Genomic DNA, 13,967 nt, shown 5'->3' on the forward strand with positions numbered 1-13,967 from the left:
CTTATTTAATCAAACGGGTGCTTTTTTATGATAAACGGCTTGTCAGCTGGAAATGATCTCTATAATATACACAGCCATCGGGGACGTGGCGAAATTGGTAGACGCACTGGATTTAGGTTCCAGCGCCGCGAGGTGTGAGAGTTCGAGTCTCTCCGTCCCCACCAATCGATATTCGGGTAACTGGATATTGAATTGAAGTAGAGGATTGGTGTAATGGTAGCATGACGGTCTCCAAAACCGTTCGTCAAGGTTCGAATCCTTGATCCTCTGCCAAAGTTTGAAAGAAATCCAACACTAAGTTGGTACCCTGATGGGGACGTGGCGAAATTGGTAGACGCACTGGATTTAGGTTCCAGCGCCGCGAGGTGTGAGAGTTCGAGTCTCTCCGTCCCCACCATCATATTAAAGCAAGGCTAATGCCTTGCTTTTTTATTGCCTGAAATTTAAGTCTAATTTTTAGTGTGATATTTGCTGTGATAAGTAATGAACTTTAATGCATTCCAGGTTTTACTTCTTAAGTGAATGATTATTATCAGGGCATGACTGTAAAAATTCTAATATCAAAAATGATAAGCTGCGCGATCCCACTGCTTTTAAATTTCAATGGAGTGATCTTTCATTCGTTATACCCATCATTTTTATATAGAAGGGGATAAATTTAATAATAGGAATATAAGTAGGATGATATTTGCTCAATTGAAAGTTAACTGCTTAATTTTTGATATAAAAGCATTTGGATTCTTACAGAACTACTTGTGAATCAGGTCTAATCGCTATAATATACACAGCCATGGGGATATGGCGGAATTGGTAGACGCACTGTGTTCAGGTCGCAGCGCCTTCTGGGCGTGAGAGTTCGAGTCTCTCTATCCCCACCAAATATGAAAAACAAGGTATCTACCTTGTTTTTTTTTGCCTGCAATTTGCTAAGCCCAGTTTTATTTATTCTGTTTTCTGTTTTGGTTCCATATGCTGCTACAGATCTAATTTACAATCAAAGAGGCAGTTTCAGCGTTCTGTTTAATAATGTTAATTAATATCAGAAATTCATTTGAGTTTTTATTAGGGATAGAGGAATTAAATAAAAACTTTTGAAGAAATAACGGACTTGTAGCTTGACCTTAAAAAGAGGCAAATTTCCGACATCAGTTTTATAAAAAAATAAAAAATAAGCTTAACTGTTTATTTTATAGCGGAATAGACTGTTATTGCTTGTAAAATCGCTTGTCAATGACGGTCTATCTCTATAATATACACAGCCATCGGGGACGTGGCGAAATTGGTAGACGCACTGGATTTAGGTTCCAGCGCCGCGAGGTGTGAGAGTTCGAGTCTCTCCGTCCCCACCAATCGATATTTGGGTAACTGGATATTGGATTGAAGTAGAGGATTGGTGTAATGGTAGCATGACGGTCTCCAAAACCGTTCGTCAAGGTTCGAATCCTTGATCCTCTGCCAAAGTTTGAAAGAAATCCAACACTAAGTTGGTACCCTGATGGGGACGTGGCGAAATTGGTAGACGCACTGGATTTAGGTTCCAGCGCCGCGAGGTGTGAGAGTTCGAGTCTCTCCGTCCCCACCATCATATCAAAGCAAGGTATTAGCCTTGCTTTTTTATTGCTTTAGATTTCTCAAAAAAGAAAAGCCCATCGAAATGGGCTGAATAACTAGAGAATAGTGCTACTGAATCAGTGGAGAAATTAATTTATTTTTCTACTCCTAAATAGAAGCAGTCAGGCTTTCAAGTGGTCTTCAAATTCCTCACCTAGTTGTAAGGCCAAGGCATTGCCTGCCAGATCACAGGTCACTAGGCCATATTCTTTCTTGAAACTGAAACTGAAACCACGATCATCCGCCAGCGTACGTACCGAATATCCCAATTTTTCTAACCATAGTCGAAATGCAATCAAATTTTTAGCTTTAACCACTTTTTTCACGAGATCACTCCTTCATCATTGTTAAATCTTAAATAAGGGTGAAAAATAATGTTTTAAAGGGCATTTAACCTTATTTAAATTAATTTAAATGAATTTGTATATATAGTGAACATTGCCTGAGTAAGAAAAAATCAATTTAAGCTTTAAGTAAATGATTTTTATAATATTGAAGATGTTGTAACTAAATATTAAGTTTTTAAATAAGATAGAAATATATAATTAATTTTATAATTCAATGGTTTATATCTTAGATGATCTGTTTTTTAAATTTTTCCTATAAGGTCAAAATAAAAAATTAGCCATAAAATGAAAATATTTCTTCTCATTAATTCAATCCATTCAAAAATACTGGTTGATGATTTTCTGCCCTTTAGTCCGGTTTTACATGTTTTATACTGGCATAAATATAATTCTTAGGCTGAGTTCCCGCACCATGACTGAAGTAACCATTGAACAGTATGTAAAACAGCAAATTGAATTGATGCAGCAGCAAGGAATTGATCCGGTTGCTGTAATGTTGGGACATGAAGACTGGTTGAATTTTAGTGTTCAGTCGAAAGTGGCCTATACGCCTTTTGGGAGTGCCCGTCGTTATCAACCTGCTTTAGGTGGTTTGCTGCTGGTACGTATTGATGAAATGCAGGCGGTGCGTGTGGTTAATCAAGAGGAACTGGATACCTATGCACAAAGCAACCAGATTCTTTAATTTTACTTATTGGTACATAAGCTCTCAGTTCCGGTAAATAGAACTCAAGCACTAAGTTTCTGCTCTCGCATAGCATCATTAGGGGCGACATAACCAATGTTACTCTTAAAATTTGGCGACTTTATTGGTATGTCATTATGTAAAGGGGGATATTTTTATTTTGGAGCAACCATATATTTCTACTAGTGGCTTATAAATTTAATTTAAGAGAATCACCAGTACATTGAATGAAATAATTTATTTTCATTTTTAACAAGTCGCCAACAGCATAGAGGATTTTAATAACTTAAATTTAGTAAACGATGTAATTAACTACATCCTTTGCAAGATTGTGAGAACTCATATGGAAATTTCACATTTAGATCATTTGGTTTTGACTGTTGCCGATATAGGTAAAGCGTGTAATTTTTATAGTCAGGTTCTTAATTTTGAGGTTGTTTCTTTCGGAAATGATCGCAAAGCATTAAAGTTTGGACAGCAAAAAATAAACTTACATCAGGCTGGAAATGAATTTGAGCCTAAAGCGAGGCATCCCACAAAAGGATCTGCTGACTTATGCTTTATCGCGAAAACCCCATTAGCTATGGTTATTGTGCATTTAAATGATCTTAATATTCATATTGAAGAGGGGCCGGTTCAACGTACAGGTGCTATTGGAAATATCATGTCTATATATATTAGAGATCCTGATGATAATTTAATAGAAATAGCTAACTACCTTGACTAGTTTTTATTTAAGAATGGCTTTGTTGCATAAACATTCAAAAGCTGAGTTTTCCCCAATCCATTCAAATTTAAGTGACAACTTGGGTGTGAGGTCTACCTAATTCCGTAAATCTATTCAGAACTGCCACACGCGCATGAACTTCATTGACCTGACTTTGAAAATGTCTTGCCGTCAGCTTATCTCCTAATAATTTGATGCAATGCATCTTGGTTTCCACCAAACTGCGACGGTGATAGCCCGACCATTTTTTCCATAGGGTTCTGCCTAAATGCTTAACCGTTTGAAGTAACTCATTTCGTTCTATTGAACTGATTTTAGAATCTTTCCAGGGCTTGGCATTCTTCCTGGGTGGAATTACTGCATGTGCTTGACGATCTGAAATCACTTGTCTGCAGCACTTCGTGTCGTACGCCCCATCGGTATAGACAGAATCTATTCGCTCATTTGGTGGGATTTGATCCAGTAAATCACCTAGTACTTGTGAATCACTGACATTATTTGTCGTAAGCTGAACGGCACGTATTTGCAGTGTTTCAGCATCTATACCAATATGCAGTTTACGCCATTGCCGACGGTATTCAGGCTGATGTTTCTTACGCTTCCATTCACCTTCACCTAAAAATTTTAAACCCGTAGAGTCGACGAGTAGGTGTAACCCATCACGACTTTTCTGATAGCTTATCGCAATATCAATATGCTTTTGTCGTCTACAGAGGGTGGAGTACGAATATCACTGATATTCGGGGCTGCTCAGCCACAGAGTTTAATCAGGCTTTGAGCAAAGCCAGTGACCATACGTAAAGAAAGACGGAATAGAGATTTGATCATTAAACAGCATTGAATCGCTGTATCGGAATAAGTTTGATTTCGTCCGTGCTTGCCTTGTGGTTGTGCATACCATTGGGTCTTAGGATCAAACCAGATTGAAATATTTCCTCGCTTGATTAAAGCTTGGTTATACGAGGACCAATTGGTTGTACGGTAAGTTTTAGGTGCAGGCTTCTTCATCTGGAAATTATATTGCTAAAGAAGCCCTCAAGAATAGCTTTGTGCAACAAAGCCGTATTGATCTAAAGATTAATTTTTAACTTTGGATTGAATTTAAAATTCATCCTTTAAGGTTCTTAAATGCTGAAATTCCTTCACGCTCTCTGCACGAAGAAAAGGATTGGTTTGCAATTCAATTTCAATACTGCTTGGTAGCGTACACTGGCCTAGCATACGTAAACGCTCGATCTGCTCGAAGCGTTCCAGAATTTCAGGATTATCTGGTTCGACGTGTTTGGCAAACTGTGCATTCGACAAGGTGTATTCATGAGTGCAATACACCTGCGTGCGCGGCGGCAAGGCAGCCAGACGAGACAGTGAATGATACATCTGTTCAAACGTTCCTTCAAAAACCCGGCCACAACCCATAGCAAATAAAGTATCGCCGCAGAACAGTACATCAATTGCATCAATAAAATAGACAATATGGCCGAGTGTATGCCCAGGTACAGCAATCACCTGAATATCTATTCCATGAAAATTAAACTGTTCTTCATGCTCAAGTGGATGGGTGATAAACGGAATTTTGCTTAGTTCTGCCCGTGGGCCATACACAGGCAGATTTTTCCCCTGGATTAACCCCGGCACACCGCCAATATGGTCTTTATGCCAGTGCGTCAGCCAGATTTGACTTATGATCAAATCGTGCTCGGCACAATAGGCGTGTACCAAGTCTGCTTCAGTTGGGTCAATCACGGCCACCTGATGTGACACGGTATGTTCAAGTAACCAGATATAATTTTGCAGTGAATTCTGGACATCAATACAGTGAATTTTAAAAGGCATCATAGCGCATCACATCAAATCAAAATTAGGAATAAAGTAGCATAATTTCAGGTATTCTGGAGTTGCTAGATAGTATCTGTTAAACCAGAATGACTTCCATGTATGCTGAATAGAAAGATATAGAAAAATCAAGATTCAGGAGCATCAATGCTCACCGCATTACCAATAGTATAAAAATGCCCACCGGCTACATGATGAATACTTTTCCATTCTTCATCCACTTCATGATAATGCCAGTGGCCGTCGCGGAAGACCCGATCATCGGCATAGGCTGCAATCACCTTGCCAATAAACAGGTCATGCATTTGCTGGTTATGCGGCTCGGGAATCAGTTCGCAAAGTATCCAGGCCGCACAGCCTTGTACTACAGGAATATCTGCATCAGGAAAATGAAATAGTTCTACTCCGGATTGTGCCAGTTTGTCCGGCACATCATACAGGCTCTGTGTGCCCAGATAATAGACCATATTCAGCTGTTTCAGTGTCGGAATTTGCAGAGCAAAATAACCTGAATTTTCAATAATATTTCGGGTTTTGGTGCTTTTGTCCAGCACCACGGTCACTTTGGCAGGACTGAATTCCAGTGCACATGCCCAGGCCGCTGCCATGACATCTGTATCCTGCTGGTCTTGAGCAGATACCAGTACAGTAGGGCCATGGGTAATCAGACGATAAGCTTTTTCTAAGGGAACACTTTGAAGATGGGAGTTTGTCATGCAGCACCATTTGCTCTATTTATTTAATAGGCTAGATTAATGAGATCATTAACATATTCAAGTTTATTCTTGCAAAAAAGCTTTTAAACTAGAGATCGTGAATTCAGGAATTCAAAAAATGAAAATGTACCAAGTCGATGCGTTTACTACAGAATTGTTTAAAGGCAATCCAGCCGCCGTAATTGTACTGGAGGATTGGCTCGAAGATGAGCTGATGCAAAATATCGCACTGGAAAATAATCTGTCTGAAACAGCTTTTGTTAAAGTGATGGATAACGAGAATTATGCCATTCGCTGGTTTACCCCAACCAGGGAAGTGGATTTTTGTGGTCATGCGACATTGGCCAGCAGTTTTGTATTATTCAATCAGTTTGGTACAGGGAAAAAGATTCATTTTCATGTGAAAGATTTAGGCATTTTTGTGGTCAGTCAGGATGCAGATGGCAAGATCAGAATGAATTTTCCAATCCGTCGTGCAGAGCCAGTTGCTGAATATCCTGAAGCTTTAAGACATGCTTTGAGCAAACCGTTTAAACAGGTTTATCTGAATGCACAGGGCTATATTGTTGAATATGGATCGGTACAGGATGTGCTGGAGGAAACGCCTGATTTTGAACTGCTTAAACAGTTGAATGGTAAGCGTACAGCCATTACTGCTCAAAATACCTGTTTAGATGTCGCAATTACTTCACAAGATACGCAATACGACTGTATTTCACGTTATTTTGCACCGAGTAATGGCATCAATGAAGATCCGGTAACCGGTTCGATTCACACCGGAATTGCCCCGCTGTGGGCCGAAAAACTGGGTAAAAATGAACTGGTCGCCTATCAGGCATCAGCACGTGGTGGCGTACTGTATTGTGCCTTGCAAGATCAGGAGCGTATTGAAATTTCAGGTTATGGAAAATTATATATGCAGGCAGAAATTTATATTTAATGACATAGATATACATGTCGTCAGGTGAGGCGGCATGTTATTTTGATGGTTCGGCTTGGAATAGGCTATTTGGTAAAAGAATCATTTCCCAAGATGAGCATGAATAAAAATTTACCTTTATAATTTGGATGAATAATGTTGCTACGTTATAAAAATTTAAGTCTGGCTATCATATTGTCTGGCTGTAGTGTGCTGAGTTTTGCACAACCTATGTTAGTGAAAAGTGAACAAAATGTTGAAGAATATCGACTAGATAACGGACTACGTATTATTCTGGCTCCGAATGATAAAGAAAATAAGATTTTTATGAATACGGTCTATCTGACCGGTTCCCTGAACGATCCTCAAGGTAAGGGCGGACTGGCCCATCTGCTGGAACATTTGGCCTTTAAAGGTACAGAAAATGTCAAAGGGGATGAGTTCCAGCGCCGACTGGATCAATACACCTTGATGACCAATGCCAGTACCGACTATTACTCGACCAAATATACCAATGTGATCCGTCCTGAAAAAACAGCATTAAGTGAAGTCATTTTTCTGGAAGCCGAACGCATGGACAAGCTGGTGCTTCAGGAAAAATATGTACCGACTGAAATTGATATTGTAAAACGTGAGCGTGAAATCCGGCTGGACCAGCCATTTTCGGTATTGATCGATCAGGTATTTAAATCGGCCTATGGTAATCAGTATTTAGGCCGTTTGCCGATTGGTGATCTGAATGAACTGCAATCTATCAATATGCAGGAATTAAACCGTTTTTACCGTCAATGGTATGCACCGAATAATGCCTTTATGGTGATTTCGGGCAAGTTTGACAAGGCAGAGGTATTAAAACAGCTGGATACGCATTTCAGTCCGATTCAGTCCCGAAATGTACCGGCGCAAGTGAAAGTGCCGGCGCTTAAACCCGAGCAGATCAAACAGCGTGAATTTACCGTGCGAAAAGGTAGTGATCTGGCAAGGTTTAATATTTATTTAAACCAATCAGAAGAAAACATTAAAACGGCTTTGGCTGTTTCGCCAACGCTCTATACTTTGCAGCCAAGTGGGCATCTCTATCAGAGTATGGTGGAAACTGGGAAGTCAACAGCGGTGCAATCCAGTACCTGGCTTGATAAAGACTTCAATCTGGTGTTTATGGGGGCAATCTATGCCCCGAATCATCAGCCACAGGATATTGAACAGGGGCTGATTCAGGGAGTAGAAAAGAACCAGCCTTTTACTCAGGCAGAACTGGATCGGGCTAAAAATCTGACCCGGAATCAGGCAGATAATATTAAAAGTAGTGCGACTGCTTTGGGTTCACGTTTAAGTGATTATGCTGTGACGTATTCGGGTGACTGGAGCAAGTATTTTAAAGATCTGAATGCAATTCAAAGCCTGAGTGTGAATCAGGTCAATCAGGACTTTAAGAACTTCTTTAAACCTGAATACCGTATTTCTGGCAATATCTTACCTACACCGGAAGATCAGAAGAAAGCACAAGAACTTGCACAAACAGAAGCACCGGCAAAAACCCTGGATCAGCAGGTGCAAGCAGAAGAGCCACTGAAAGATGTCAGTGTCTATCAGGCTGAAGTAAAAAAATATATACAGCAGTCCAAACAGTATTTGCATAGTAAAGACAAACAGATTCAGCGTGGCAAGTTAAAAAATGGCATTAAATATGCGCTGTTTCCGACCACTACACGCGATGATAAAGTCTATGCCACAATTTCTCTAGATTTTGGTACTGCACAAAGCCTGATGAATAAAGGCGAGATTCTGGATCTGACGGCTTACTTATTGTTACGCGCATCAAAAGACCAGAGTCTGCAGCAGATTGCCGATAAAATTATTGAGGTAGGTGGTTCTGCGACTGCCAGTGCATCCAGTAATGGCCTGACCTTGCAAATCAGCGCTAAAAAAGAAAAGTTTGAAGAGTTTTTCCAGTATGTGGTTGATGTGCTGAAAACCCCTACATTTGAGCAAAGCCAGTTTGACTTGATCAAGGGGCAAATTTTATCCAGCCTAGATCGTCCTTATACCGAACCAGATACGGTGTCGAGCTTGACGATGGCCCGAACGATCGAGATCTATCAGCCTGGCGATCTGCGTTTCCATTTCGAGCCGGAACTGGCCAAAAAACAGTATCAGAAAGCGACTCGCGAACAGGTTGTGGCACTGTATCAGCAGTTTTTAAAAACCCAGCATGCGCAAATTGCGGTTACAGGCGAATTTAATCCGAAATCGATGCAAAATGTACTGAAAAACAGTTTTTCAGACTGGAAAGCTACACAGCCTTATGAGCGTCTGAAATCGGAATATCGAAGCTATCCAGCCCAGAAAATTCATGCGTTGTCTGAGCAGCGTGAATTCGGGAGTTATGAGGCATTCATGAGCATGCCGGTCGGCGCAGATCATGCCGATGCACCTGCATTACAGGTACTTCGTTATATTCTGGGTGATTCACAGTTATCGTCACGACTGGCACAAGAGCTACGTGAGAAAAATGCACTAGTCTATGGTTTTAGTGCGGATGTGCAACTCGATGAATGGGCAGATGTGGGCGCCATGATGATTAGTGCCAATTATACGGCTGGAAAATCCGCACAGGTTTCCCAAGCAGTGCATAAGGTACTCAATGAACTGCTGACACGTGGCGTGACTGAACAGGAAGTCGAAGCGGCAAAAGCCAGTATCTTAAAACAGCGTTTAACTGCACTTGAAGATGATCGTCGTATTCATACTATGCTTATCCCACAGCTGGAAAAAGACCGTAATCTGGTTTACCGGGAAAAACGTGATCAGGCGATTGCTAAACTGAATAAAGCTGATATTGATGCCATGATTAAAAAATACATCAAGCCGGACCAGCTGGTTGAAGTGATGGCCGATCAATATGGGAAGGAAGTTAAAACATCATAGTGTTAATCAAAAAATCCCCTCAAGTGAGGGGATTTTTTATTTATTTGAGCTTTATGTTCTAGATTGCTCTATGGCTAAAAACAATCCCTTCAGTTATGCTTGCAAGGATAGATAGGGGCAGACTCCAATCAGATGCAATAAGAAGAAAAATCAATATTCCACCACCAATCAAAGCTGAACAGAAAGCAATATCTCGATCAAAAGAATGATGGATCACCATTTGATAATAATAAGACGTTATCCAGCTTGAAATAATATTGAGTAAAATACAAAGTCCTTTGCCTGAAGGCGTATTTAGACTGGGATCTGTTATCCAACTTAACATGTCCTCATTCACTCAAAGTCGATAAAAACGTTTAGCATTTTCATAAAAGATCGGCTTTAACGCGTTTTCATCATAGTCCTGAACAATATCGCTAAAGGCATCAATAATGTTGGTGAGTGAGCTGCTGACACTGTCCATTGGGAAGTTGGATGCAAACATCACGCGCCCAGACCCAAAGCAGTATAAAGCATGCTGGATCAGGGGTGCGGCACATTCGACTAATTCCTGTTTAGTTGCCAGCCGTTTTTGCGTGTGAAAATCATGTCCCAAGACTGGCATAAACAGACCAGACATTTTGGTCGATACATTTTTGCATTCGGCCAGTTCTGCCAACTGATATTTCCAGTCTGCAAATATCTGGGTGTGATCTTGTTTGGTCTTACCTGTAGCTTTGCCCACCTTGCCAAATAAACCTGCGGGCGTACCAAGATGATCTAGCACGATGGGCGTTTCAGGAAAGGCTTTGGCTAGCGCAGTAACATCTGAAATCTGGGTAGAGTACACTCAGGCATCAAAGCTTAAATCTTGCGTGGCCAGTTCTTCAAAGCCCTTCAGGAAATCTGTGTTGCGATATAGATGCGGTTCATCGGTCCAGGCATGAATCCCTTTATCTGGATGTACCGCAGCCATTTTACGGATGCCGCAAAATTTGGGAGAAGCTTCGCGATGCAATTCAATTAACTGTTTGAAATTTTTCTGCCGTGGATCTGCCGTGGCGACGATTCCACCTAACCGGATATTATACTGATCAAAAGGAAGTCCAGCGATGAAACGGGTTTCATCCACCACGCCTGTGCCTTTATGGTCATGCCAGCTGGCTTCAACATGCACAACTTGCTCTACTTCATAATGTCCTGCATCTCTCTTGTAATTTGCAGGCAGGTAGGGTGCAGTCAGGTGCTGGGTCAGGCCAATGGTCTCAATGACATCTTTGGGTTTTAACAGTCGAACCATCTTGTCCAGCAATCTAGGATGTTTGTCAAACAGCTTGACCGCGAGTGCTGCTGCATGTGGGGTGTTGTACGGATCCCATTGGTGAATATGCGGGTCAATGATCGGGAAGGGAAGTTGCTGCATGCTATACCTTGTTTTAGTTTATTTATTATTCAATTTATATGGTGCTTAAATCACTTTAAAGTCAATATGATAAATTACAGCAAATAAAAAAAGCCCCGTAGGGCTTTTCGTATTTTAATCAATGATCATGCTTGTGCTTGTTAGCATGAAACTCTTCATTGTGACGGAAACGTAAATAGTTTTCGAACTGTTCACAGTATTCATCATAGTTATCTTCCAGCATCATTTGAAATTGCTGCAAGATATAAGACATGACCTGATCTTTGGCATCACGCATCTCGTTGCCATCTTTAAAATTATTTGCGGCCACCCAGGTATTGAAACGGGCAGTACCAAATAACATCGCTGCACTGACTTGACCGCGCTTATCGCTTGGTTTTTCCTGTGAGCCTTTTTCTACGCGACAAAACTCGTTGGCTTGTTGAATAAATTCATCAGCACGTTCAAAGAATGCCGCATTTAACGCTTCTTCTTCGGTTACATCGGTTGCTTCAATCTTTTGAACCATGAATTTGTTCCTAACACTAAAATCTCAATCGCTAATTATAGGCAAAGCCTTGCAGAAACTAAACCTTTGCCTTAATCTAAAAATAGCCTAAGCATATAAAAGTGAATGCCATGCAGGATGCGATTGCGGTACAAAGTTTAAAAAGTGATATTGCCTTATTGCGCCAGAATATCTGGCCACCGGCAAATCTGGCCAATGTTGAAGGCTTGCCGATTTATTATGGCAGCCAGTCACAGGTAGATGAATACTATAGTCAGTGGCTCGGTCTGATTGAAAGGGCACAGGATCTGTTTCAGCCTTTTATGGAAGATGAAATCTTGGATGCGATCCATTTGCCGAGCCATTTAAACCTGCCGCTATTTTACTTTCATGTTGACCGGATCCGGATCAATAAAACCCGTGCCAAAGAATCCAAAACTTTTCGTGGGGTCACCAGCCTGATCGAAAAATGCGGCCAGTTCGAACCCGAGCAGGTTACTGCCATGCGGCAGTGGCTGGATAGTGACGATACCGCAGCATTAGTGGCACACCGTGAATTTGTTGATCTGCGCACTTATGTGTTTCAGCATGGCCAGAGTGAATATACGCGCACCCGTTTTTACGTCAATGGGATTGTACTGAGTGTCGAGCCACATTTTGAGCTGATCGATGCACGCGATAAGCCACGCAAGCAGCGTAGTGACAGTTATAACGATCCTCTGGCAGACAACCATATCTGGAAAGTATTCGGCAAATATCGGTAGAGCAGTGACCGAGCCCGTCTTACCAGAAGGGCTTGGTATTTTCGGCAAACTGCTGTAAACGTTCTGCTGCTTCGCTCGACAAACGCTGTTGCTCCGCGCTTATCCAGCCCAGCACAAACCAGGCCTTGCCCTGTTGTTTGACGTAAGGTCTGAATAGCTCTTGGGCTACAAATACGTCATTATAATGCCCCAGACTTTCCTGTAAGGGCTTTAAGGCTTTCAAATAAGCTTTCACCTCTTTTTCGGGAAATAAGCTTTGCAGGAATTCTACATTATAGCGTAAGCGTTTGACCCGTTTGCGTGTCCGATGCCGGGATTCAATATCCAGTTCCTGATAGTTCTTGGCATCCTCACAGATTTGCTGATGCAGCTTGCTCAGACCTTTACGTAATATCTTATGAGAAGACCGGGTCTTGTCCTGCATTTCCTCCAGGCTAAAACAGAGCAGTTGCAGCATTAATGTTACGGTAGCAGGACTTCTGAACAACGCACTAATATCAGGCGGTTTTTGTGAGTGTGGCGGCAATTTCAATAGGGGGGAACCTGCTTTTTCCAGTTGTGGAATCAGACTTTCTGTCAGAGCATCTCGATCTCGGGTAGAACCGAGCTGCTGGAAAATATCCCGCAGCTGTTCCTGCCATTCAGGCTGCACATGCTCGGTCACGGACTGGAAAATTTTAAATGCGCTGCGCAAACGCCGAATCGCGACACGTGCCTGATGCACATGATCACTATTATAAGTCTCGGCTGCAATTGCAGTAGCATTGGGGAAAAGATGAGCCAGGCAATTGGCAACAATCTTTTGCAAAATCGTGCTGATTTGGTCTTTCTGTTCAAGCACTAAGGGAAGTTGATACTGAACCGGAAGATTCTCTTCCTCCTGTAACAAGGTATAGCCGCGTTCCGATTTGCTCCGGGTATCTAGCCATAAAGCATAACGTTGTACCCAAGGCTGAATGAAATCAATTAATTCACTCAATTGACCGGATTTAAGCTCAAATTCAACCTCATAAATATCAATGGTTTGATTATTGTGGCGAATTTCACCGACATCAAAAGCAATTTCAATCTGGCTGTCCAGATGGCTTTCGGTGAGTACATATCGCGCGACATCTGTTTCAAATTGCAGAATGAGGGGCGTCTCCAAATCACCAAGCGCCTGTTTTAGGATTTTTTTGGCCGGTTTATGTTTGCGGTATAACTGAAAGTCACAATGTTCAGGAGGGCTTTTTAACTCATGTTCAAGTTCAAAACGTTCAAAGTGGTGTTCAGTCGCTGCTTTCAGTGTCTGAATCCATTGCTGGTCTTCCAGACGTTGTCGGAGTGCAATCTGATGTTGTTGTAATTGCTGTGTCTCAGTGTCAAAGTATCTGGCACACAAGCGATGCCGAGTCGGCTGAAGTTTCTGAATGTCCTGCTCAAATTGTACCCGGGACTGGGGTGGGATCTGAAATTTGAGTTCTATTTCTGCCATCGGGTTATTCCTCCGCGATGTTGGGTTTACAGATTAATATAGCCCAAAGATTAGCAAGGTTGTGATGTGCTTCT

The 13,967-nt window shown here is 41.5% G+C and carries 11 protein-coding genes, 7 tRNA genes and 2 pseudogenes; 12 read left to right on the forward strand and 8 right to left on the reverse strand.

The annotated features are described in order from the left end of the window. The first annotated feature begins 79 nt into the window (after positions 1-79). From VXQ11_RS02040 to VXQ11_RS02070, 7 genes are all read left to right on the forward strand, one after another. Positions 80-164 (forward strand) — tRNA-Leu (locus VXQ11_RS02040). Positions 165-199: 35 nt separating this feature from the next. Then, a tRNA-Trp gene (locus tag VXQ11_RS02045) sits at positions 200-273 on the forward strand. Between the two features lie 39 nt (positions 274-312). Then, a tRNA-Leu gene (locus VXQ11_RS02050) sits at positions 313-397 on the forward strand. 395 nt (positions 398-792) lie between these two features. Then, positions 793-878: transfer RNA gene (locus VXQ11_RS02055), tRNA-Leu, on the forward strand. A 386-nt stretch (positions 879-1,264) separates the two neighbouring features. Further along, positions 1,265-1,349 (forward strand) — tRNA-Leu (locus VXQ11_RS02060). 35 nt (positions 1,350-1,384) lie between these two features. After that, positions 1,385-1,458: transfer RNA gene (locus VXQ11_RS02065), tRNA-Trp, on the forward strand. A gap of 39 nt (positions 1,459-1,497) precedes the next feature. Further along, positions 1,498-1,582, forward strand: a tRNA-Leu gene (locus VXQ11_RS02070). Positions 1,583-1,733: 151 nt separating this feature from the next. On the opposite strand, the gene VXQ11_RS02075 is transcribed toward VXQ11_RS02070, so the two are convergent. Next, on the reverse strand, positions 1,734-1,937 hold the full coding sequence (locus VXQ11_RS02075) for a hypothetical protein (protein WP_004280022.1): 204 nt from the start codon (positions 1,935-1,937) through the stop codon (positions 1,734-1,736). A 433-nt stretch (positions 1,938-2,370) separates the two neighbouring features. On the opposite strand from VXQ11_RS02075, the gene VXQ11_RS02080 reads away from it, so the two are divergent. Both VXQ11_RS02080 and VXQ11_RS02085 read left to right on the forward strand, forming a co-directional pair. Continuing rightward, positions 2,371-2,643 carry a hypothetical protein gene (locus VXQ11_RS02080; RefSeq protein ID WP_416682235.1) on the forward strand — a complete coding sequence of 91 codons (273 nt, stop codon included), beginning with the start codon at positions 2,371-2,373 and terminating at the stop codon, positions 2,641-2,643. A 343-nt stretch (positions 2,644-2,986) separates the two neighbouring features. Next, on the forward strand, positions 2,987-3,370 hold the full coding sequence (locus VXQ11_RS02085; protein WP_416682236.1) for a VOC family protein: 384 nt from the start codon (positions 2,987-2,989) through the stop codon (positions 3,368-3,370). Between the two features lie 67 nt (positions 3,371-3,437). Here the strand turns inward: VXQ11_RS02085 and VXQ11_RS02090 are convergent. The 3 genes and pseudogenes from VXQ11_RS02090 to VXQ11_RS02100 form a co-directional block, all read right to left on the reverse strand. Beyond that, a pseudogene (locus tag VXQ11_RS02090) lies at positions 3,438-4,378 on the reverse strand (IS5 family transposase). Positions 4,379-4,471: 93 nt separating this feature from the next. Then, positions 4,472-5,206, reverse strand: a complete 735-nt coding sequence (gloB, locus tag VXQ11_RS02095; protein WP_416682240.1) for a hydroxyacylglutathione hydrolase — start codon at positions 5,204-5,206, stop codon at positions 4,472-4,474. A 125-nt stretch (positions 5,207-5,331) separates the two neighbouring features. Then, the gene (locus tag VXQ11_RS02100) at positions 5,332-5,919 is read right to left on the reverse strand and encodes a flavin reductase family protein (RefSeq protein WP_416682242.1); all 588 of its coding nucleotides are present in this window, start codon (positions 5,917-5,919) and stop codon (positions 5,332-5,334) included. A gap of 118 nt (positions 5,920-6,037) precedes the next feature. Here VXQ11_RS02100 and VXQ11_RS02105 point away from each other — a divergent pair, with 118 nt between their 5' ends. Then, positions 6,038-6,859, forward strand: a complete 822-nt coding sequence (locus VXQ11_RS02105; RefSeq protein WP_416682243.1) for a PhzF family phenazine biosynthesis protein — start codon at positions 6,038-6,040, stop codon at positions 6,857-6,859. A 135-nt stretch (positions 6,860-6,994) separates the two neighbouring features. Then, on the forward strand, positions 6,995-9,766 hold the full coding sequence (locus VXQ11_RS02110; protein ID WP_416705286.1) for a M16 family metallopeptidase: 2,772 nt from the start codon (positions 6,995-6,997) through the stop codon (positions 9,764-9,766). Positions 9,767-9,824: 58 nt separating this feature from the next. Here VXQ11_RS02110 and VXQ11_RS02115 read toward each other — a convergent pair whose 3' ends face one another. The 3 genes and pseudogenes from VXQ11_RS02115 to VXQ11_RS02125 form a co-directional block, all read right to left on the reverse strand. After that, positions 9,825-10,091, reverse strand: a complete 267-nt coding sequence (locus VXQ11_RS02115; RefSeq protein WP_416682247.1) for a hypothetical protein — start codon at positions 10,089-10,091, stop codon at positions 9,825-9,827. A 12-nt stretch (positions 10,092-10,103) separates the two neighbouring features. After that, a pseudogene (locus VXQ11_RS02120) lies at positions 10,104-11,168 on the reverse strand (amidohydrolase family protein). 118 nt (positions 11,169-11,286) lie between these two features. Continuing rightward, a complete protein-coding gene (locus VXQ11_RS02125) occupies positions 11,287-11,676 on the reverse strand; it encodes a DUF3144 domain-containing protein (protein WP_064101958.1) in 390 nt (129 codons plus the stop codon). Between the two features lie 110 nt (positions 11,677-11,786). Here VXQ11_RS02125 and VXQ11_RS02130 point away from each other — a divergent pair, with 110 nt between their 5' ends. Continuing rightward, positions 11,787-12,419 carry a hypothetical protein gene (locus VXQ11_RS02130; protein WP_064102159.1) on the forward strand — a complete coding sequence of 211 codons (633 nt, stop codon included), beginning with the start codon at positions 11,787-11,789 and terminating at the stop codon, positions 12,417-12,419. Between the two features lie 19 nt (positions 12,420-12,438). Here the strand turns inward: VXQ11_RS02130 and VXQ11_RS02135 are convergent, their stop codons facing one another. Further along, on the reverse strand, positions 12,439-13,893 hold the full coding sequence (locus VXQ11_RS02135) for a CHAD domain-containing protein (protein ID WP_416682250.1): 1,455 nt from the start codon (positions 13,891-13,893) through the stop codon (positions 12,439-12,441). Positions 13,894-13,967 lie beyond the last annotated feature (74 nt).

The sequence above is a fragment of the Acinetobacter sp. 197 genome (assembly GCF_048148385.1).
Lineage (GTDB): Bacteria > Pseudomonadota > Gammaproteobacteria > Pseudomonadales > Moraxellaceae > Acinetobacter > Acinetobacter pecorum.